We start from the raw sequence: 19540 nt of genomic DNA on the forward strand, positions 1-19540 counted from the left end.
TAAAATGACGACCCGGAGAAAAATCCTTCGAACGGCCTCAGTGCCGTGGCCGGTCAGGTTTCGCACCATAATATTTCTGCGCGATGCCTTGGGCGGCGGCCATGGTCTTCTGGCCGATATCCAGCATGCGGGTCCTGTTGGTGCGGGCGGTCGGGGCTGCGACCGCAAGCGCGCCGATCGGTTTTCCGCTCGGTGCGAGGACCGGTGCCGCGGCGCTGATCACGCCCATTTCGAAACCCTGCTGGTTGATCGAGAAACCGCGCCGGGCGGTCTCTTTCACCAGAAGGCGAACCGCTTCCGGCTCGGTGATCGTCTCGGCGGAAAACCGCTCCATCGGGCGCTTCAGCGCACGCTCGATCTCGTCGGCCGGCAGGAAGGCGAGATAGGCGAGGCCCGAGGCCGTCGCATGGAAGGGGAGCGGCGTGCCGAGATCGACGATCACGCGATGGGCCTGCGAGGAATCCTCGACATGGATGGTGGAGAGACGGCCGCCGCTGAATTCCGAGAGATGCACCGTCTCGCCCACCTCCTCCGCCAGTGCCTTGACGAAGGGAGCGGCGACGGAAACGAAGGGAAAACGCGCCTGACGGATGCGCGCCAGGCGCACGGGTGCCGCACCCAGCCGGTATTTTCGCGTCTCCTCGTCCTGCTCCACGAAGCCGTATTTCTCAAGCTCCACCAGGAAGCGCCGCGCCGTCGCCTTGTCGAGTTCGGCCAGGCGGGCGACGTCGGTGAGCCCGATATCCTTGCCGAGTTGGGAAATCGCGTCGAGGAGCGAGAGGGCCTTGCCGATGGTGCTCATGTGTCTCTTCTGGACCTTTCGTTATGGCCATACGGCGCAGGACTTCTGCACGGCCTTCTCTTCGCGTCCAGCCTTTCACAAGCATCTCCTCCCTGTCGAGATACTTAACATGAGAAATAACTTGACGCCGAAGCGGGCTTTTGCAAATCTATAATTAAAATACGGGTTCAAATAATGAACCGCAAGCATATTTTCAAAATGGGAACCGCCGGGCGCCTCGCGCACGGCATTGAAGGCGGCAGCCGTGTGGGGTGGGCCGTCAGGAGGGAGCAAGATCATGACCAATGAAACCGTGCCGTCTGGCGGCGCGAACCAGTTGCGCAAGAACAGCCTCGGTGTCGGGGCCGTCACGTTTCTCGTCGTCTCGGCGGCGGCGCCCCTGACGGCCGTTGCCGGCGGCGTGCCGCTGTCGATGATGCTCGGCAACGGTCCGGGCATTCCGCTGACCTTCGCCTTCGTGACGGCCGTGCTGCTGCTGTTTGCCGTCGGCTATGTCGCGATGGCCCGCCATATCAGCAATGCCGGCGCCTTCTATGCCTATACCGCGCAGGGCCTCGGCGGGCTTGCCGGCGGTGCCGCCGCGCTCATAGCCATCCTCGCCTACAATGCCATGCAGATCGGCGTCTTCGGCCTGTTCGGTGCCGCGACCGCCGGTTTCTTCGCCGGTTACGGCATCGACCTGCCCTGGTGGGTCTGGACCTATATCGGCATCGCGCTCGTCGCGGTCTTCGGCTATCGCCGGGTCGATTTCTCCGCCCGTGTGCTCGCGGTGCTTGTTATCCTCGAATATCTCGTCGTGCTGGTCATCGATGCCGCGATCTTCGTCAAGGGCGGCGACAGCGGGCTCTCCGCCGCGCCCTTCACGCCCTCGGCCTTCATGAGCGGCACGCCGGCCATCGGCATCCTGTTCTGCTTTGCCGCCTTCATCGGCTTCGAGGCGACGACCATCTATTCAGAAGAAGCCCGTGAGCCGGAAAAGACCGTGCCGCGCGCCACCTATATCTCGGTGCTGATTATCGGCCTGTTCTACATGCTGACCTCCTGGCTGATGGTCAACGGGGCCGGCGTCGACAAGCTCGTGCCGGAAATCCAGGGTCTTGCCGATCCGACGACCTTCCTCTTCGGCTTGGCGGACCGCTATGTCGGCGGCGGCATCACCACCGTCATGGGCATCCTCTTCATCACCAGCCTGTTTGCCGGCGTCGTCGCCTTCCACAACGGCGTTGCCCGCTACATGTATGTCGCCGGCCGCGAGGGCCTGCTGCCCAAGGCGCTCGGCGTCACCCATCCGGTATTCCAGAGCCCGCATGCCGGCTCGGTCGTGCAGACGGTCATCGCCGTTCTCGTCGTCGCGCTCTTCGCCTTCACGGGGCAGGATCCGGTGCTGGCGCTGTTCTCGTGGCTGACGAATGTCGGCACGCTGGCGATCATCCTTCTGATGGCGCTCACCGCCTTCTCCATCGTCGCCTTCTTCAGCCGCAATCCCGGCCTTGAAGGCAACAAGCTGGTGACGGTCGTGCTGCCAATCCTGACGGGGCTGATCCTTGCCGCGCTGGTGGTCTATATTGCCACCAATTTCGGCGCACTCGCCGGTGCGGAAGGGCCGCTGGCCGTGTTCCTGCCGGGCCTCGTGCTGATCGCAGCCGTCATCGGCGTGCTCTGCGCGCTGCGGCTGAAGTCCGGTGACGCCGTTGCCTTCGCGCGGCTTGGCGTCGGCCGCGAAGTCTGAAAAATGGGGCGGTGCTTCGGCGCCGCCCGCCCGACCTTTCGAGGGAAGAACATGCAGGAAAAGATCGAAGCGCTCCGCAATCTCACCATCGCCCCGCAGGCGCTGTTCATCGACGGCAACTGGCGCGAACCGGCCGAAGGGGCGGCGCTGGATGTCATTTCGCCGATTAACGGCCAGCGTTTAACGAGCATTGCGGACGCGGGTGCCGTCGATGTCGACCGGGCGGTGAAGGCCGCACGTGCGGCCTTCGAGAAGGGCCGCTGGGCCAAGGCCGCACCGGCCGAGCGCAAGCGGGTGCTCTTCAAGATCGCCGAGCTGATCGAGAAGCATGCTCTGGAACTCGCGGTGCTCGGCGTGCGCGACAATGGCACGGAAATCGCCATGGCGCTGAAGGCCGAGCCCGGCAGTGCGGCCGGCAGCTTCCGCTACTATGCCGAGGCGATCGACAAGGTCTATGGCGAGATCGCGCCGACGGCGGGCGATATTCTCGGCCTCGTGCACCGCGAGCCGGTCGGTGTCGTCGGCGCCATCGTGCCGTGGAATTTCCCGCTGATGATCGGCGCCTGGAAGATCGCACCGGCACTTGCCGCGGGCAATTCCGTGGTGCTGAAACCGGCGGAGGTGGCGTCGCTGTCGCTGCTGCGGCTTGCCGAACTCTGCGCCGAAGCCGGCCTTCCCGAAGGCGTGCTCAATGTCGTGACCGGGCGTGGTGCCGTCGCCGGTGAGGCGATGGGCCTGCATCCCGAAATCGACGTGCTGGTCTTCACCGGCTCCGGCCCGGTCGGACGGCGTCTTCTGGAATATTCCGCACGGTCCAACCTGAAGCGCGTCTATCTCGAACTCGGCGGCAAGTCGCCGAATGTCGTCTTCGCCGACGCGCCCGATCTCGACAAGGCGGCGAAAACCTCGGCCTACGGCATCTTCCGCAATTCCGGCCAGGTCTGCGTCGCCGGTTCGCGCCTGCTGGTCGAACGCTCAATCGTCGAGGATTTTTCCGCAAAGGTCGCGGCCATTGCGGCCTCCATGAAGGTTGGCGATCCCCTGCTGCTGTCCACAGAGGCCGGCGCGATCTCCAGCGAAATGCAGCTGCGCAAGGATCTCGGTTTTGCCGAGCAGGCGCTGGTCGAGGGCGCAAAACTGCGCACCGGTGGTAAGCGTGTTCTTACGGATACAGGCGGTTTCTACATGGAGCCGACGGTCTTTGACGTCACGCCGGGCATGACGCTTGCCCGCGAAGAGGTGTTCGGCCCGATCCTGTCGATCATCCCCTTCGACACCGAGGAGGAGGCGCTCGCCATCGCCAATGGCACCGATTACGGCCTCGCCTCCGCCGTCTGGACATCGAACCTCTCGCGGGCGCATCGCATGGTGCGCGGCATCCGCGCGGGTGTCGTGCATGTCAACACCTATGGCGGCGCGGACAATACGGTGCCGCTCGGCGGCGTGCGCCAGTCCGGCAACGGGCACGACAAGTCGCTGCATGCGCTGGAAAAATATCTCGACCTGAAGACGGCGTGGATCCAGCTCTAAACGACCGTACCGACAGTGCTTCCAGACCGCCGCGATGCCGAATGCATCTGCGGCGGTCTTCTGTTTTTGGGCGGCGGCGCCGTGCTGACGGAATCCTTGTCCATTCGGTCAATATGTTTAACGTGTGAACTATATTGACAGCTGCCTCCAACTGCGGCACTCTCCTGTTGAATAGTAGGTTCGAATAATGAACCACAAGGGAACATCGCTATCATGACTGGGACGTCACACGCTGACCTCATCTTGACCCGTGGCCGCATCTATACGGTCGACGCCGCCAATTCCTGGGCGGAAGCCGTCGCCATTGCCGGTGGACGCATCCTCGCCGTCGGCAGCGCCGCTGATATCGACGCCTATCGCGCTGCGGCGACCGAGGTAATCGATCTTGCCGGTCGCATGGCGATGCCGGGCTTCGTCGATATTCACAACCACATCATGATGGGCGGGCAGGCCGATCTCTTCGAGACGCAGCTTCCCGCTGGCGCCTCCGTCGAGGCGATCTGCGCCCATGTCAAGGCACAGGCAGAAGGTGCCGCGCCCGGCCAGTGGATCGTCGCCAACCAGTGGGGCGCCGACATGATCAGCGCGCTCAACTCGGAAGCGGCCCTTGCGAAGCTCGATGCCGCCAGCCTCGGCCATCCCGTGCTGCTGCGCGACGAGACCATGCACAACCGCTGGGTCAACAGCGAGGCGATGCGCCTCTCCGGCATTTCCGACAACCAGCCCGACCCGCCGGCCGGTGCCTTCGGCCGTGATCCGGTGACCGGCAGGCTGACCGGCCTTCTCATCGAATCCGCCGCCGGCATCGTCGAGCGCGTCGCCGCCGATCATTTCACCGAGGAAATGGGCGAGGCCGCCGTTGCTCGCGCCGTCGAGATCGTCAATTCCTATGGCGTCACCGCCTTCCAGGATGCCGCTTCGGTGCTCTCCATCCTCAAGGCGCTGAAGGGCCTCGATGACAAGGGCGACCTGACGGCCTGGGCCGTGACTTCGCTGCCGCTGATCGAGCCATCCTTCATGTTCGGACTTTCCGGCGACGAGCTGCTGGCGCTGCGCGACGACTATCGCTCTCGGCATGTCCATCCCAACTACACGAAGATCTTCCTCGACGGCGTGCCGGGCGCGCGCACCGGCGCCTTCCACGATGCCTATATCGATGACGCGGCGCATCCGCACGGCTATCGCGGCGAGGTTCTGGTCAGCTATCCCGAGCTCGTCAAATATGTCGACAAGTCGGAAAAGCTTGGGCTGGGCCTGAAAATCCATTGCGCCGGCGACTATGCCGTCACCGAGATGCTCGATGCCGTCGAGGCCGTGCGCCACTTCAACGGCCCGACCAGGGTGCTGCACCACATCGCCCATGCCAGCTATGTCCTGCCCACGGATATCGCGCGTTTCGCCTCGCTGAATGTGGTGGCCGATCTCTGCCCGATGATCTGGTATCCGACGACCTTCCTCGAAGGTCACAAGGAAGCGATGGGCGAGGAGCGCGCCACCCGCTTCTGGCCGATCGCCGATCTTCACAAGACCGGCGCGCTGCTGGCCGGCGGTTCCGACTGGCCTGTCATCCCGATCCCCGATCCGCTGAACGGCATCGAGGGCATGGTGACGCGCCAGAACCCGTCCGGCGCCTTCCCGGGCGTTTCGCTTTGGCCGGAGCAGGCGATCGACCTTTCCACCGCCATCCGCATCTACACGCTGAACTCCGCCATCGCCATGGGCCTTGGCGAGGAGACCGGCTCCATCGAGCCCGGCAAGTCGGCCGATATTATCGTGCTCGACCAGAACCTCTTCGATATCGAGGCGAAGCGCATCGCCGCCACCAAGGTCCTCACCACCTATTTCGAAGGCCGCGCCGTCTATCAGCGCTAGGCCTCTTCAGGAAACAACAAGAAAGGGAACAGCATGACCAAGACCCGCAATCTTCTTCTCGCCTCCGCAGCGATCCTCCTTGCCGCCACCGTGTCGGCAAAGGCCGCGCCGACCTGCGAAAACGGCCCGATCCAGATCGGTGCCGTCTCCACCGTGACCGGCGTCGTCGACTTCTCTGACGCGCCGCGTGCCACCCAGGCCGTCTTCCAGCAGCTCAACGATGCCGGCGGCATCAACGGCTGCAAGGTCGAGTTCACCATCGCCGACGACAAGGGCGACCCGCAGGTCGCCGCCCAGGCGGCGCGCGACCTCATCGACAACAAGGGCGTCGTGGCGCTGGCCGGGGGCGCGAGCCTGCTCGACTGCGCCGTCAACGCGGCGACCTATGACCGCAACGATGTGCTCGCCGTGCAGGGCGTCGGCGTCGATCCGCTCTGCTTCAACGCGCCGAGCGTCGCACCCGTCAACGTCGGCCCCTATACGCTGACCACCGCCGTGCTCGAATACGCCACCAAGGATCTCGGTGCGAAGAAACTCTGCACCTTCTTCAGCATCATCGGGGGCACGCAGGAAGCCTATGCCGCGGCCGTCGCACGCTGGGAGAAGATCAGCGGCAACACGATCACGCTCAGCGACATGACGCTGCCGTTGCAGGGCGATCTGACGCCCTATCTCGTCAAGGCGCGTGATGCCGGCTGCGACGCAGTGCTGACCAACCAGGTCGAGCCGGGCGTCGTGCAGTGGATCAAGACGGCGGATGCGCAGAAGATCAGCGGCATCAACTGGCTGTTCCTGGCCCCCGGCTACACGGAAGGCGTCTCCAAGGCGCTCGCCGACAGCAAGCAGCCGATCTATGTCGGCACCGAGTGGGAGCCCTATACGGAAGCAACCGAGGCCAATGCCGACTGGGCCAAGACCATGGAGACGGCCGGCCTCGCCAAGACCGCCTTCTCGCAGGGCGGTTACATGGCGGCGAAGGTCCTGATCGACACGATCTCCGGTATCGAGGGCGAAGTCACCCGCGAGACGGTGACGGCGGCGCTGAAGGAAGGCAAGGAACTGACCTATCCGCTCGCCGGCAACGCCTATTCCTTCGGGGACGCGAAAACCCATTCGCCGATGCAGGCCACCAAGATCATGCAGCTCGTCGACGGCAAGTGGACGGTGAAGACCAAGGACTGGTTCGTTCTGCCTGCGGCGGAATGAGGTGCTGAGGGCAGGCCGTTGCCAACCTCTCCCTTCTCCCCGTGGGGAGAAGGTGGCCCGAAGGGTCGGATGAGGGGGATTGCTCGGCCTTTAAGGTCTACACCACCCCCTCATCCCGCTGCCGCGACCTTCTCCCCACGGGGGAGAAGGGGGCTGGAGAGCCATTTCGTCTCTACCGCGAGGTCTGGAATGGCTCCCGCATGATAAACTGACGGATCCCATGCATGGGACCGGAGACCATGAGTGACTGACGCGGTGCGCCGCGCGCATCGACCCGGAGTTCCGGAATGGATTCATTGTTCACTGCCGCCGTTGCCGGGCTATCGGCCGGCGGGGCCTATGCCATCCTCGGCGTCTGCGCCATCTTCACCTACCGGCTCGTTGCCGTGGTGAATTTCACTGGTGCGGCCATCGGCGCCGCCGGCACTTTCGCCATGGTCGCGCTGTTCGAGCTGGGCATGCCCTTGCTCCCGGCTGTGTTTCTCGGCATTGCCGCGGGCGCGCTTGCCGGCCTTGCGATCGGCCTCGTCATGACCACATGGTTTGCCGGCAGCAATGCCTCGACCAAGGCGGCCGTGACGGCGGCGCTGCTCGTCGGCATCATTGCTGTCGGCTTGCGTCTCACCGGCGGCCAGCATCCGCATTATTTCCCCGAAATCATTCCGGGTTCCGCCTTCCGGCTTGCCGGCGTGGAAGTCACCTGGGCCGCCGTCACGACGCTTGCGCTCTCCGTCGCCTTCACCCTTTTGACCGAACAGTTCCTCGCCCGCACCCGCACCGGGCTGCAATTGCGCGCGCTTTCGCAGCGGCCCATGGCAGCCGAGCTGATCGGCATTCGCGTGCGGCTGCTGGCGCTCGGTGTCTGGGCCGTCACCGGCGGCGTCACGGCCTTTGCGCTGATGATCATCGCGCCGCTGCGCTCGCCGGATTTCGCCTCGCTCAGCCTGCTCGTCGTGCCGGCGCTGGCCGCCGCGCTGATCGGTGCCTTCTCGAGTTTCCGCGCCGCCCTGATCGGCGGCGTGATGATCGGCCTCCTCGAAGGCAGCGTCAGCGCCATCGGGCCGGTCAGCCAGTATCGCGGCGCCGTGCCGTTCCTTGTCATTCTTGCCGTCCTGCTCTGGTCGCAAAGAGGAGCCCGCTGGGATGAAGCACGCTAGTTTCCGCGCCGCCGCCACCACGGCCCTGTCGCTCGCCGTTCTCGGCGCCCTCATCTTCTTCCTGCTGCCGAAGTACTGGGTGTTCCTCATCACCGCCGTCTTTATCGTCGGCATCGCGCTGCAAAGCCTCGGTCTCGTCACCGGCCGCACGGGCATGATCTCGCTCTGCCAGATGTCCTTTGCCGGCGTCGGCGCCTGGGTGACGGGCTATCTGAACCTCATCGGCGCACCGGGCGGGCTTGCCGTCTGGATGCTGATCGGCGGGCTTGCCGCCGTTCCCGTCGGCATTGCCATCGGCCTTCCGGCGCTGCGTCTGCGCGGCATTAACCTCGCCATCGTCACCCTCGGTTTCGCGGCGGCCTTCGATACGGTGCTCGCCACCATCACCTTTCCTGGTCAGACGACCTTTACCCAGGTTGTCCGCCCAGAGGCTTTCGACAGCGACAAGGGCTATTTCCTCTTCGTGCTCATGACCTATGGCGTCATCGCCGTGGTCCTGGAATTCGTCAGCCGCTCGCGTCTTGGTGCTGCCTGGCTTGCCGTGCGCCATTCCGAGCGTGCCGCCGCCGCCAACGGCATCAGCATTCCGCGCGCAAAGCTCAGTGCCTTCGCCATCAGCGCCTTCATCTCCGGCATTTCCGGCGGCCTGCTGGCTGGTTATCTCGGCACGCTGGTGTCGGAAAACTTCTCGATGATGCAGTCGCTTGCGCTGTTTGCCGTCGCCACCATGGCCGGCGCGCATTTCGCGCTCGGCGCTATTGCGGGCGGCATGATGATCGTGCTGTTCCCGGAGCTGCTGCGCCGGCTCAACCTGCCGCAGGATGTCGGCAACGTCTTTTTCGCGCTCGGCGCCGTGCAAGCGCTCTCGACCGGTGAGACGATCGCCGAGACCTGGATGCGGCTCGCCCGCAAGCTGCGCCCGAAGCGCGCGGTGGAAGCGGCGACCGCAGCCGGCAGCCTGCCGGAAAAGACCAGCCATCCCGCCGGCATTGCACTGGAAGTGCGCGATCTCACCGTGCGCTATGGCACGGTCACGGCGCTCGACAGGGTGAACCTCACGGTGCCCGCCGGAACGGTCGTCGGCCTCGTCGGCCCGAACGGCGCGGGCAAGTCGACGCTGGTCGACGCCATTGCCGGCTTCCTCTATCGTTATGACGGCTCGATCCTGCTGAACGGCAGCCCGCTCGAAGGCATCTCCGCGACGTCGCGTTCCAAGCTCGGCATCCGCCGCACCTGGCAGACGACGCGCATCGCGCCGGAACTGCGCGTCGGCGAGTATATTCGCCTTGCTGCCGGCCCGATCAGCGAAAGCGAGCTGGAAAGCCTGCTCGCCTGGTTCGGCTGCCCCGGCCCGGAAACACCGATCTCGACCGTCGATGTCGGCACACGCCGCCTGCTCGACGTCGCGGGCGCGGTTGCCTCCCGTGCGCCGGTCATCCTGCTCGACGAACCGGCGGCCGGCGTCTCCTATGACGAGGCGTTGAAACTGGGCGAGCGTATCGCCGCCATCCCTGAAACCTTCGGCAGTGCCGTGCTCCTCATCGAGCACGACATGGATCTCGTGCGGCGGGCCTGCTCGGTGATCACCGTGTTCGATTTCGGACGCGTAATCGCCTCGGGTGCCCCCGCAGCAGTGCTGGACATGCCCGTGGTGCAGAAGGCCTATATGGGTGTCGAATTCGAGGAGGCCGCAGAGTGACCACGTTTTCCATCGGTGCGTTGCAGGTCGATCGGTCCGGCATTCCCGTCATCCGCGGTGTGGATCTAGAAGCCAAGGGCGGCGAGATCAGCGTGCTGCTCGGCTCCAACGGTGCCGGCAAGACGACCTTTCTCGAAAGCCTCTCCGGCATCATCCCGGTCCGTTCGGGCTTCATCAATCTCGACGGGATGGAGCTCGCCAAGCTGCGCCCCGGTGCCCGCGCCAAGGCGGGTCTGAGCCATGTCGAGCAGGGCCGCACCGTCTTCCCGGCCATGACGACGGAAGAAAATCTCAAGGTGGCGCTGCATCCCGATGCGGACCTGAAGGAGGCCTATGACCTCTTTCCGGAGCTTTTCCAGCGCCGGAATGTCGAGGCGGGCATGCTGTCGGGCGGCGAGCAGCAGATGGTGGTCATCGCCCGCTCCATCGTCAATCGGCCGCGTGTCATCCTCATTGACGAGATGTCCTCAGGGCTTGCGCCCGTCATCGTCAGCCGCTTGATGCGGGCGGTGCGGCAGCTCGCTGACGACGGCATGGCGGTGGTGCTGGTGGAGCAGTTCGCGGCCCTTGCACTTGCCATCGGCAACCGCGCCTATGTGCTGCGCCGCGGCCAGATCGTCTATGACGGCGATTGTGCGGCACTGGCGAGGGATCCGGCGCATCTGCACCGGCTCTATCTGGGCGACGCCGCGGCCTGATTTGCTTAACAGGTGAACCACATTGACTCGGCGGCAAGGGCGGCGCATCCTTGCCGTCCGTTCCGCACGCCCCGTGCGGCGCGACCGACCTTTGTTGGGAGGCAAAGTTGGATCTCGTTCAGCACAAGACCCTCGTGCCGGAGGCCTGGGCGCCGGTATCCTATGATCAATGGGCCGACGACCTGCGCTCGATCTGCGGCAATTTCAATCCGAAGACCATGGAACGCGGCGACGCCGTGCTGGGCGCGGCTCGGCGCATCGATGTCTGCGGCATGGAATTCGCCCATGTCTCCAACGATCTCGAATATGTGCGCCGCGGCTGGGACGATATCCGCCGCGACCCGAACGAGCACCTCTTCCTCATCGTGCAGATTGAGGGCAGCTGCGGGCTGGAGCATGGCGACCGTCAGAACGTGCTCGATGTCGGCGAATGCATCCTTGTCGATTCCACGCGGCCGACGACCTTCCATTTCGGCGGGCATTTCTCGAACCACATCTCGCTGCACCTGCCGCGTCAGATGATGTATTCCGACAGCCGTATCCATTTCGACGTCGCGCGCAAGCTCTTCGCCTATGATCCGATGGCGCAGATGCTGCATGCGCTGATCGCCAAGATCATGACGACGGCGGAATCGGATTCGGCTTCTCCGCATCTGCGCCAGCTGATGTTCACCGCGACGCGTCAGGCCTTTCATTCCAGCCGCGAGGCCGAGCCGCTGCATGCGCTGCACGATAGCGCGAGCAAGCGCCTGCAGATGGTCGACATGCTGATCGACCGGCATCTGACGGAAAACGACCTCTCCGCCCGCTGGCTGGCGACGCGGCTCGGTGTCTCGATCCGCACCCTGCAACAGGATTTCCAGGGCATGGGGGTCACCTGCACCACCATCATCCGCGACAAGCGCCTGCGGCTGGCCAAGGAAAAGATCGAGCAGCTGAAAGAGCAGAAATCCGGCGGCACTATCGCCGAGGTGGCCTATTCCGCTGGCTTCAACGACATTTCCTATTTCAACCGCAGCTTCAAGGAGCTGTTCGACTGCGCGCCGACGGACCTCTTGAAGGGCGCGGAACGATAGGTATCTGCGCTCCGGTCCAAGCCGGCGCGCGCTTCTCCCCAAGACGGCCGTAAGCCATCCGGCGATACTCCTCCCGACAGTCAAGGGAGGACATGACTTTGAAGCAGTACACGCTGCTCATCGGCGGCGAACGCGTCGCCACGCCCCACCACGCCGAAGTGCGCAATCCGTCGACCGGTGACGTCGTCGGGCTGATGCCGCTGGCAAGCGAGGCCGATCTGGACCGCGCAGTGGCCGCTGCCGCCGCCGCGTTCGATACCTGGTCGAAGACGGACGACGCGCTGCGCGCCAACGCTTGCCGCACCGTTGCGGAAAAGCTTGCTGAGAATGCCGAGGAGGTTGCTCGCCTGCTGACGCTGGAGCAGGGCAAGCCCCTCAACGGTCTCGGCTCGCGCTTTGAGCTGGGCGGCGCGCTCGCCTGGACGCGCCACACCGCCGAACTTAGCCTGCCCGTCGAACTGGTGCAGGACGACAATGAGGGCCGTGTCGAAATCCACCGCAAGCCGGTCGGCGTCACGGGGTCGATCACCCCGTGGAACTGGCCGGTGATGATCGCCTGCTGGCACATCATTCCGGCCGTGCGCGCCGGCAACACCGTCGTCATCAAGCCGTCGCCGCTGACGCCGCTCTCCACGATCCGCCTCGTCGAGATCATCAATGAGGTCCTGCCGCCCGGCGTCGTCAATGTCGTGACCGGCGAGAATGCCATCGGTGCTGCCCTTTCGGCCCATCCGGGCATCGCCAAGATGACCTTCACCGGTTCAACCGAGACGGGCAAGAAGGTGATGGCCTCGGCCGTCGCTACCCTGAAGCGCCTGACGCTGGAGCTTGGCGGCAACGATGCTGGCATCGTGCTGCCCGATGCCGACCCGGCCCGCATCGCGGAAGGCCTGTTCTGGGGCGCCTTCATCAACAACGGCCAGACCTGCGCGGCGCTGAAGCGGCTTTACGTGCATGACAGCCTCTATGACGACGTCTGCCAGCGGCTTGCCGACTATGCGGCAAACATTCCCGTCGGCGACGGCCTCGACGAGAAGAGCATTCTCGGCCCCGTCCAGAATGCCATGCAGTTCGACAAGGTGCGCGAGCTGGTCGAGGACGCCAAGGCGAAGGGCGGGCGTATCTTGATCGGTGGCGAAGCGCCTGCGGGTGAAGGCTATTTCTACCCGATCACGCTAGTTGCCGATGTCGACAACGGCGTGCGGCTGGTGGACGAGGAGCAGTTCGGCCCCGTCCTGCCGATCATCCGCTACAGCGATCTCGACGAGGTGATCCGGCGCGCCAACGACAACCCCGCCGGCCTCGGCGGTTCGGTCTGGTCTGGCGATCCGGACAAGGCGCGCGCCGTCGCACTCCAGCTCGAATGCGGCTCGGTCTGGATCAACAAACACGGTGCCATCCAGCCGAACGCGCCCTTCGGTGGTGTCAAGCAGTCCGGCATCGGCGTCGAGTTCGGTGTCGATGGTCTCAAGGAATTCACCACGATCCAGACGGTGCTGAGCTGATGAGCGCGACCTACGATTATATCGTCGTCGGTGGCGGCTCGGCGGGATGCGTCGTCGTCAACCGTCTCTCGGAAAATCCCGCGAACCGGGTGCTGCTGATCGAATCCGGCCGGCGCGACAAGGATCCGTGGATCCATATCCCCGCAACCTTCTTCAAGGTGCTCGGCAAGGGGATCGATATCCATCCCTATGCCTCCGATCCGCAGCCGGGCCTCAACGGCCGTCCCTCGATCGTTCCGCAGGGCAATGTGCTGGGCGGTGGCTCGTCGCTCAATGCGATGATCTACATTCGCGGCCATCGCAACGACTACGATACCTGGTCGCAGATGGGCTGCCGCGGCTGGTCCTATGACGAGGTGCTGCCGGTCTTCAAGGCGCTGGAGAACAACCAGACCTTCAACGGGCAGTATCACGGGCAGGACGGTACCCTCACCGTCTCCAATCCCCGCCACCGCCATCCCTTGTCGGAAGCTTTCGTCAAGGCGGCCGTCGAATCCGGCCTGAAGCCGAATGCCGATTTTAACGGCGCGGACCAGGAAGGCGTGGGCTTCTACCAGAACACCACAAAGAACGGCCGGCGCTGGAGCTCGGCCATGGCCTTCCTGCGTGAGGCGGAAAAACGGCCCAATGTGACCGTGCTGACCGAACGCAAGGTGGCGCGCGTGCTGTTCGAAGGCCGCAAGGCCGTCGGTGTCGAGCTCGCCGACGGCACGGTCTATCGCGCGAACCGCGAGATCGTGCTTGCCGCCGGCGCCATCGCGACGCCGCGGCTGTTGCAGCTCTCCGGCATCGGCAACGGCAAACATCTCGCCTCACTCGGCATCGATATCGTGGCGGACCTGCCGGGTGTCGGCGAGAATTATCAGGACCATATGGAAGTGCCGGTTCAGGCCGAAACGTTCGAGCCGATTTCCATCCTCGGTCATGATACGGGCCTGAAGGCCGTCGGCCACATGCTGCGCTATCTCACGTCGAAGCAGGGGCTCCTGACCTCGAACGTGGTGGAATGCGGCGGTTTCGTCGATACGCTGGGCGTGGGACAGCCGGATGTGCAGTTCCATGTGCTGCCGGTGCTGATCGGCTTCGTTGATCGCGAACCGGAACCGGGTCACGGCTTCTCCATTGGCCCCTGCTATCTGCGCCCGCGTTCGCGTGGCTCGATCCGCATCACCGCCGCCGATCCCGCGGCGAAGGTCGATTTCAACGCCAATGTGCTTTCCGACCGGGAGGATGTCGAAACGCTGGTGCGCGGCGTCAAGGCGGCGATCCGCATTCTGGACACGCCCTCGATGCAGGCGATCGTCAAGCGTCGCGTGCTGCCGCGTCCCGGCGTCGAAAACGATGCCACGGCGCTGGAAGACTATATCCGCCAGAGCGCGAAAACCGTTTTCCATCCCGCCGGCACGGCAAAGATGGGCCGCGACGACGACCCGATGGCGGTGGTCACGCCGGAGCTGAAGGTGCGCGGCGTCGAGGGTCTGCGCGTCGCCGATGCCTCGGTCATGCCGACGCTCGTCTCTGGCAATACCAATGCGCCCTGCATGATGATCGGCGCCCGCGCCGCAGCCTTCATGACGGCACGCTGAAAAACGGTTGGCGCGGAGGAGCGCCGGCCGGTCAAAAACCAAGGAGGAGGAAATCATGTTGAAAGTGTTGAAGGGACTGCTGGTCGGCCTGGCGTTCAGCCTTGCCGGCACGGCAGGCGCACATGCGGCCGCATCCTGCGGCGACGGTACGGGCACGGCCGCGACCGGCGAGCCGATCGTCATCGGCGCGATCACCGGCAAGACCGGGCCGGACGATTTTTCGAACTCGACCAAGGCGGCCAAGGCCTATTTCGATTGCCTCAATGCCAATGGCGGCATCAAGGGCCGGCCGGTGAAATATCTCGTCGAGGACGACCAGTGGGATCCGGAAAAGGCGGCCCAGCTTGCTGCAAAGCTCGTCGATGACGAGAAGGCCGTGCTGATGGTCGGCAATTCGAGCTATGTCGAATGCGGGGCGAACGCCGACTACTACAAGAAGAGCGGCATCTATGTCGTGGCCGGCGTCGGCGTGCCGCGCGAATGCTTCTTTGCCGAAAACTATGCGCCGACGAATGCCGGCCCGCGCGTCTCCATGCTCGGCGCCATGGGCTATGCGCTCGACCAGCTTGCCGCCAAGTCGGTCGTCTGCATCGGCCCGAACATCCCCAATGTCGGCACCTGGTCCTGCGATGGCGTGATGCTGCTGGCCAAGGAAAAGGGTTTTGCCGCCGAGACGATCCTGATGGATCCGGGCAGTGCGGATGCCACCTCGATCATGCTGCAGGCCGCGGCCAGCAAGCCTGACGTCATCGTGCTCGGCATGTCCAAGGGCGTCGCCGTGCCGCTGCTTGTCGCCGCCGAGGAGCAGGGCCTGAACGAACAGATCAAATTCCTCTCGGCCGCGTCCGCCTATGACCTCTCCGTGCCGGAAACGCTCGGCGCCGGCTGGGATGGCAAGTTCTTCGTCAACATGGAGTTCAACGACCTGGAGGCAACGACGCCGGACAATGCCAACTGGCTTGCCGTGATGGACGAATACAGCCAGGAATCCGACCCGCGCGATACCTTCGCCCAGGCCGGCTATCTCGCCGCGCGCATCGCCGAAAAGGCCCTGATGAGCCTCGACAGCGCCAACATCACCCGCGAGACCGTCTCGGCCGCGGTGCGTGGCGTCAAGGACTTCAAGAGCGATATCTTCTGCGCGCCCTGGTATTTCGGTGAGGGCCAGCCGCGCCACAATGCCAATTCGACGACGCGCATGGCGATCAGCGAAGGCGGCAAGTGGAAGGTCGTTTCCGATTGCGCGCCGTCGCCGGATCCGGAGCTGAAGGATGTGCGCGCCTTCGAGGCCAGCCTGAAGTGATCGATCGACCCTGCGGGCATCGTGTCCCGCAGGGTCTCCTTTCCCGCATGATCGAGGGCCTCATGTCTCTCCTGCCATTCCTGATTTCCGGCCTCGGGATCGGCGCGGTCTACGCGCTGTCTGGTGTCGGTCTCGTCATTCTCTACCGCTCGACCGGCGTACTCAATTTCGCCTTCGGCGCCTTCGGTGCGCTCGGCGCCCATGTCGCCTGGCAGGTCCTGCAATGGAACTGGCCGCTGGCGCTGGCCATTCTCCTCGGTGGCCTCACCTCAACCTTGGTGAGCTTTCTCTACGGCCGCCTTTTCGCGCCGCTGCTCTCCCACCGCGACATCGTCGTGCGCGCCGTCGGCACGCTGGCGCCCGCACTGGTGCTGATCGCCGCCATGGGCGTCATCTGGGGCGAGCTGCCGCGCCGCCTGCAATTTCCGACCGACCAGATGTATCTCACCGTTTTTGGCGTGCGGCTCACTTTTACGAGGTTGATCGCGCTCGTCCTGTCGCTTGCCATGGTCGGCGCCATCACGCTGCTTTTGAACCGCACCCGTCTCGGCCTCGACATGCGCGCGCTTGCCAATGACCGTGACCTCTCCGCCATTCTCGGCGTGCGCGTGCTGCATACGGAGACGGCGGCCTGGGTCATCACCGGCCTGTTCTCCGGCCTCGCCGGCCTGCTGCTGGCCGATCTCGTGCGCCTGCAGGGCACGTTCCTGACCTTCGTCGTCATCCCGGCCATCGCTGCCGCGATCCTCGGCCAGCTCCGCTCGCTCTACATCACCGCGATCGCCGGTGTCGGCATCGGCCTTGCCGAGGCCATGCTTACGCCGATCACGCTGATCTCGCCCTATCGTGCCGCCGCCCCTTTCGTCATCGCGCTCATCGCCGTGACCATTCTCGGCAGCACCTCCCGTGCCTCGATGAGGGACCGATGAACACCGAGAGAACCCTTGTCCCGGCCGCCGTGCCGCTTGCCCCGGACGTGACCGTTCGAAAGCCGCGCCCGCTGCTTGCCGTAGCCCTTGCCATGGCGATCTTTTCCGCTGCCGTCGCGTTTCTGGCCAATGCCTTCTGGCTGTCGGCGCTGACCTCGGCCATGGCGCTGTCGCTTTCCGTCGCCGGTGTCGCGGTGCTCTATGGCCAGCTCGGGCTCGTCTCGCTCTGCCAGTTCGCGCTGGTCGGCGTCGGCGGCTGGGTGACGCTGCGCATCGGCCATGGTTTGCAGCCGCCCTTCGAGGTGAGCCTGCTTGCCGCCGGGGTGGTCGCGGCGCTGCTCGGCCTGCTGTTCGGCGTGCCGGCGCTCCGCCTGCGCGGCCTCTATCTCGCGCTGGTGACGCTGATGCTGGCCGGCGCCTTCCAGATCGTCATTTCCGCCTGGGGTTTTCCCGATGGCGGCCCGGGTTTCCTCGGCCGCGCCGATGGGGTGGGCCGCTCCATGCTGGCGCGTCCGGCGCTCGCAACCGAGGCGGTGCCGTATTTCCTCTATTGCGCCGTCATCGCCACGCTCGGCCTGATGCTGGTGCAGGCGCACAAGATCACCCGGCCGGGCCGCGCCTGGGCGCTGATCCGCAAGGGCGAGACGGTGGCGATCGCCTCCGGCGTCAATGTGCTCGCCTACAAAGCCTGGGCCTTCGCGCTCTCGGGCTTCCTCGCCGGCATCGCGGGCGGGCTGCTTGCCGGCAATGTCGGTCAGCTGGAAGGCCGCGCCTTCTCGGCCTTCGAAAGCCTCAATCTCTTCGCGCTGGCGACCGTCGGCGGCGCCTTCCACTGGTACGGCGCCGTCATCGCCGGCCTGCTGCTGCGTGCGTTGCCGGCGCTGCTCACCGATCTCGGCATCGACGGTTATGTCACCATCGGCATTTTCGGCGTCGCGCTGTTCCATGCGCTGGCGACGGCCCCGACCGGCATTGCCGGCAAGATCGCCAACCTTCTTGCACGCTTCACCAGGGGAGGGGAGCGATGATCGAAATCGAAACGCTCTCGGTCCGTTTCGGCGGCATCAAGCCGATCGACCAGCTGACCGCCATGCTGAGCGCACCCGTCTCCGGCCTCATCGGCCCCAACGGTGCCGGCAAGACGACGCTGCTCAACGTGCTCTCCGGCTTCGTTCGCCCCGTCGAGGGCGCCATCAGGCTGGATGGCCGCTCACTGCTGCCGCTCTCGCCGCTGCAACGAGTGCGGGCCGGCCTGCGCCGCTCGTTCCAGACGGAGCAGGTGGTGGAAGACCTGACCGCCCGCGACAATCTCGCGGCGCTTGCCGACAATGTCGCCGCCGTGGGCGAGCGCAGCCGAACGACGGATCGCGCGCTCGATTTCGTCGGTCTCGGCGGCGTCGCCCACCGCCTCGGCATGCGGCTTAATCTTTTCGAGCGGCGGCTGGTGGAGCTCGGCAAATGCCTGATCGGCACGCCGCGCCTGATCCTGCTCGACGAACTCGCCGCCGGCCTGACGGACGAGGAGAGCGCGCGGTTGCGCGACCTCGTGCTCGCCATTCCCGATGCCTTCGGCGCGCAGGTCGTCGTGATCGACCACGACGTGGAGCTCATCCGCGCCATGTGCGCGGAAACGCTGGTGCTCGACTATGGCAAGCGTTTGGCGCTCGGCCGTACCGAAACGGTGCTGGCCGATCCCGATGTCCGCCGCGCCTATCTGGGAGAATTGTGATGTCTGCTGGAACGATCACCGTTGACAATCTCGTCGTCGAGCGCGGCGGCAAGCGTGTGCTGCACGGCATTTCCTTCGCGCTCCAGCCGGGCGCGATCAGCACCCTTCTCGGCGCGAACGGTGCGGGAAAATCCAGCACCGTTATGGCGCTTTCCGGCGCCATTCCCACCGTATCGGGCAGTGTTTCGCTCGGCGACCTCAGGCTGACGGGGCTTTCCCCCGATGCGGTGCGCCGGCGCGGCGTGGCCATGGTGCCGGAAGGACATCGCGTGCTCGGCCAGATGAGCGTCGAGGACAATCTGCTCGTCTCGGTGCTGGAGCGCGGCGCGTCGGCGCGGCGCGACGGGCTGGCGCGGGCCTTCGCCATCTTTCCGGAACTCGAAGCCCGCCGCCATCAGCTTGCCGGCGATCTCTCGGGCGGCCAGAAGCAGATGGTGGCGATGGCGCAGGCCTTTCTGGCAAAGCCGCGCTTCATGATCGTCGACGAACTCTCGCTCGGCCTTGCGCCCGCCATCGTCAAGCGGCTGGCGGAAGCACTCACGCTTGCTGCCCAGGACGGCATCGGCGTGCTGCTCATCGAGCAGTTCGCCAATCTGGCGCTCGGCCTTGCCAGCCATGCGCTGGTGATGGAGCGCGGCCGCATCGTCTTCGACGGTTCCTCGCAGGTCCTGCGCCAGCAGCCGGATATCCTGCATGGCGCCTATCTGGCGGTGTGATCG

The 19540-nt window shown here is 65.1% G+C and carries 16 protein-coding genes; 15 read left to right on the forward strand and 1 reads right to left on the reverse strand.

Features of this window, described 5'->3' with window-relative positions:
• Positions 1–37: 37 nt before the first annotated feature.
• Positions 38–802, reverse strand: a complete 765-nt coding sequence (locus tag AC27VQ_RS06095) for an IclR family transcriptional regulator (RefSeq protein ID WP_488715597.1) — start codon at positions 800–802, stop codon at positions 38–40.
• 277 nt (positions 803–1079) lie between these two features.
• Here AC27VQ_RS06095 and AC27VQ_RS06100 point away from each other — a divergent pair, with 277 nt between their 5' ends.
• The 15 genes from AC27VQ_RS06100 (at position 1080) to AC27VQ_RS06170 (ending at position 19537) form a co-directional block, all read left to right on the forward strand.
• Positions 1080–2531 (forward strand): APC family permease, encoded by a 1452-nt coding sequence (locus AC27VQ_RS06100; protein WP_488715598.1) that lies wholly within the window; start codon positions 1080–1082, stop codon positions 2529–2531.
• Positions 2532–2582: 51 nt separating this feature from the next.
• Entirely contained in the window at positions 2583–4061 is a 1479-nt protein-coding gene (locus AC27VQ_RS06105; RefSeq protein WP_488715599.1) for an aldehyde dehydrogenase, read from the forward strand.
• A gap of 213 nt (positions 4062–4274) precedes the next feature.
• Complete coding sequence (locus AC27VQ_RS06110; RefSeq protein WP_488715600.1) at positions 4275–5933, forward strand: amidohydrolase; 1659 nt, start codon at positions 4275–4277, stop codon at positions 5931–5933.
• 33 nt (positions 5934–5966) lie between these two features.
• The gene (locus AC27VQ_RS06115) at positions 5967–7139 is read left to right on the forward strand and encodes an ABC transporter substrate-binding protein (protein WP_488715601.1); all 1173 of its coding nucleotides are present in this window, start codon (positions 5967–5969) and stop codon (positions 7137–7139) included.
• Positions 7140–7426: 287 nt separating this feature from the next.
• Positions 7427–8296, forward strand: coding sequence for a branched-chain amino acid ABC transporter permease (locus tag AC27VQ_RS06120; protein WP_488715602.1), 870 nt, complete (start codon positions 7427–7429; stop codon positions 8294–8296).
• A complete protein-coding gene (locus tag AC27VQ_RS06125; RefSeq protein ID WP_488715603.1) occupies positions 8283–9995 on the forward strand; it encodes a branched-chain amino acid ABC transporter ATP-binding protein/permease in 1713 nt (570 codons plus the stop codon). Before AC27VQ_RS06120 ends, AC27VQ_RS06125 begins: the two co-directional genes overlap by 14 nt.
• Entirely contained in the window at positions 9992–10693 is a 702-nt protein-coding gene (locus AC27VQ_RS06130; RefSeq protein ID WP_488715604.1) for an ABC transporter ATP-binding protein, read from the forward strand. The genes AC27VQ_RS06125 and AC27VQ_RS06130 overlap by 4 nt, the downstream gene beginning before the upstream one ends.
• A gap of 107 nt (positions 10694–10800) precedes the next feature.
• Complete coding sequence (locus tag AC27VQ_RS06135) at positions 10801–11769, forward strand: helix-turn-helix domain-containing protein (protein ID WP_488715605.1); 969 nt, start codon at positions 10801–10803, stop codon at positions 11767–11769.
• A 98-nt stretch (positions 11770–11867) separates the two neighbouring features.
• On the forward strand, positions 11868–13274 hold the full coding sequence (locus AC27VQ_RS06140) for an aldehyde dehydrogenase family protein (RefSeq protein WP_488715859.1): 1407 nt from the start codon (positions 11868–11870) through the stop codon (positions 13272–13274).
• On the forward strand, positions 13274–14860 hold the full coding sequence (locus tag AC27VQ_RS06145; RefSeq protein WP_488715606.1) for a GMC family oxidoreductase: 1587 nt from the start codon (positions 13274–13276) through the stop codon (positions 14858–14860). The genes AC27VQ_RS06140 and AC27VQ_RS06145 overlap by 1 nt, the downstream gene beginning before the upstream one ends.
• A gap of 55 nt (positions 14861–14915) precedes the next feature.
• Positions 14916–16163, forward strand: a complete 1248-nt coding sequence (locus AC27VQ_RS06150) for an ABC transporter substrate-binding protein (protein WP_488715607.1) — start codon at positions 14916–14918, stop codon at positions 16161–16163.
• Positions 16164–16225: 62 nt separating this feature from the next.
• Positions 16226–17092, forward strand: coding sequence for a branched-chain amino acid ABC transporter permease (locus AC27VQ_RS06155; RefSeq protein ID WP_488715608.1), 867 nt, complete (start codon positions 16226–16228; stop codon positions 17090–17092).
• On the forward strand, positions 17089–18120 hold the full coding sequence (locus AC27VQ_RS06160; RefSeq protein WP_488715609.1) for a branched-chain amino acid ABC transporter permease: 1032 nt from the start codon (positions 17089–17091) through the stop codon (positions 18118–18120). The genes AC27VQ_RS06155 and AC27VQ_RS06160 overlap by 4 nt, the downstream gene beginning before the upstream one ends.
• Positions 18117–18821 (forward strand): ABC transporter ATP-binding protein, encoded by a 705-nt coding sequence (locus tag AC27VQ_RS06165; RefSeq protein WP_488715610.1) that lies wholly within the window; start codon positions 18117–18119, stop codon positions 18819–18821. Before AC27VQ_RS06160 ends, AC27VQ_RS06165 begins: the two co-directional genes overlap by 4 nt.
• Complete coding sequence (locus AC27VQ_RS06170; RefSeq protein ID WP_488715611.1) at positions 18821–19537, forward strand: ABC transporter ATP-binding protein; 717 nt, start codon at positions 18821–18823, stop codon at positions 19535–19537. The genes AC27VQ_RS06165 and AC27VQ_RS06170 overlap by 1 nt, the downstream gene beginning before the upstream one ends.
• The last annotated feature ends 3 nt before the right edge of the window (positions 19538–19540 follow it).

The organism is Shinella sp. 20P9.1.1 (assembly GCF_057798995.1).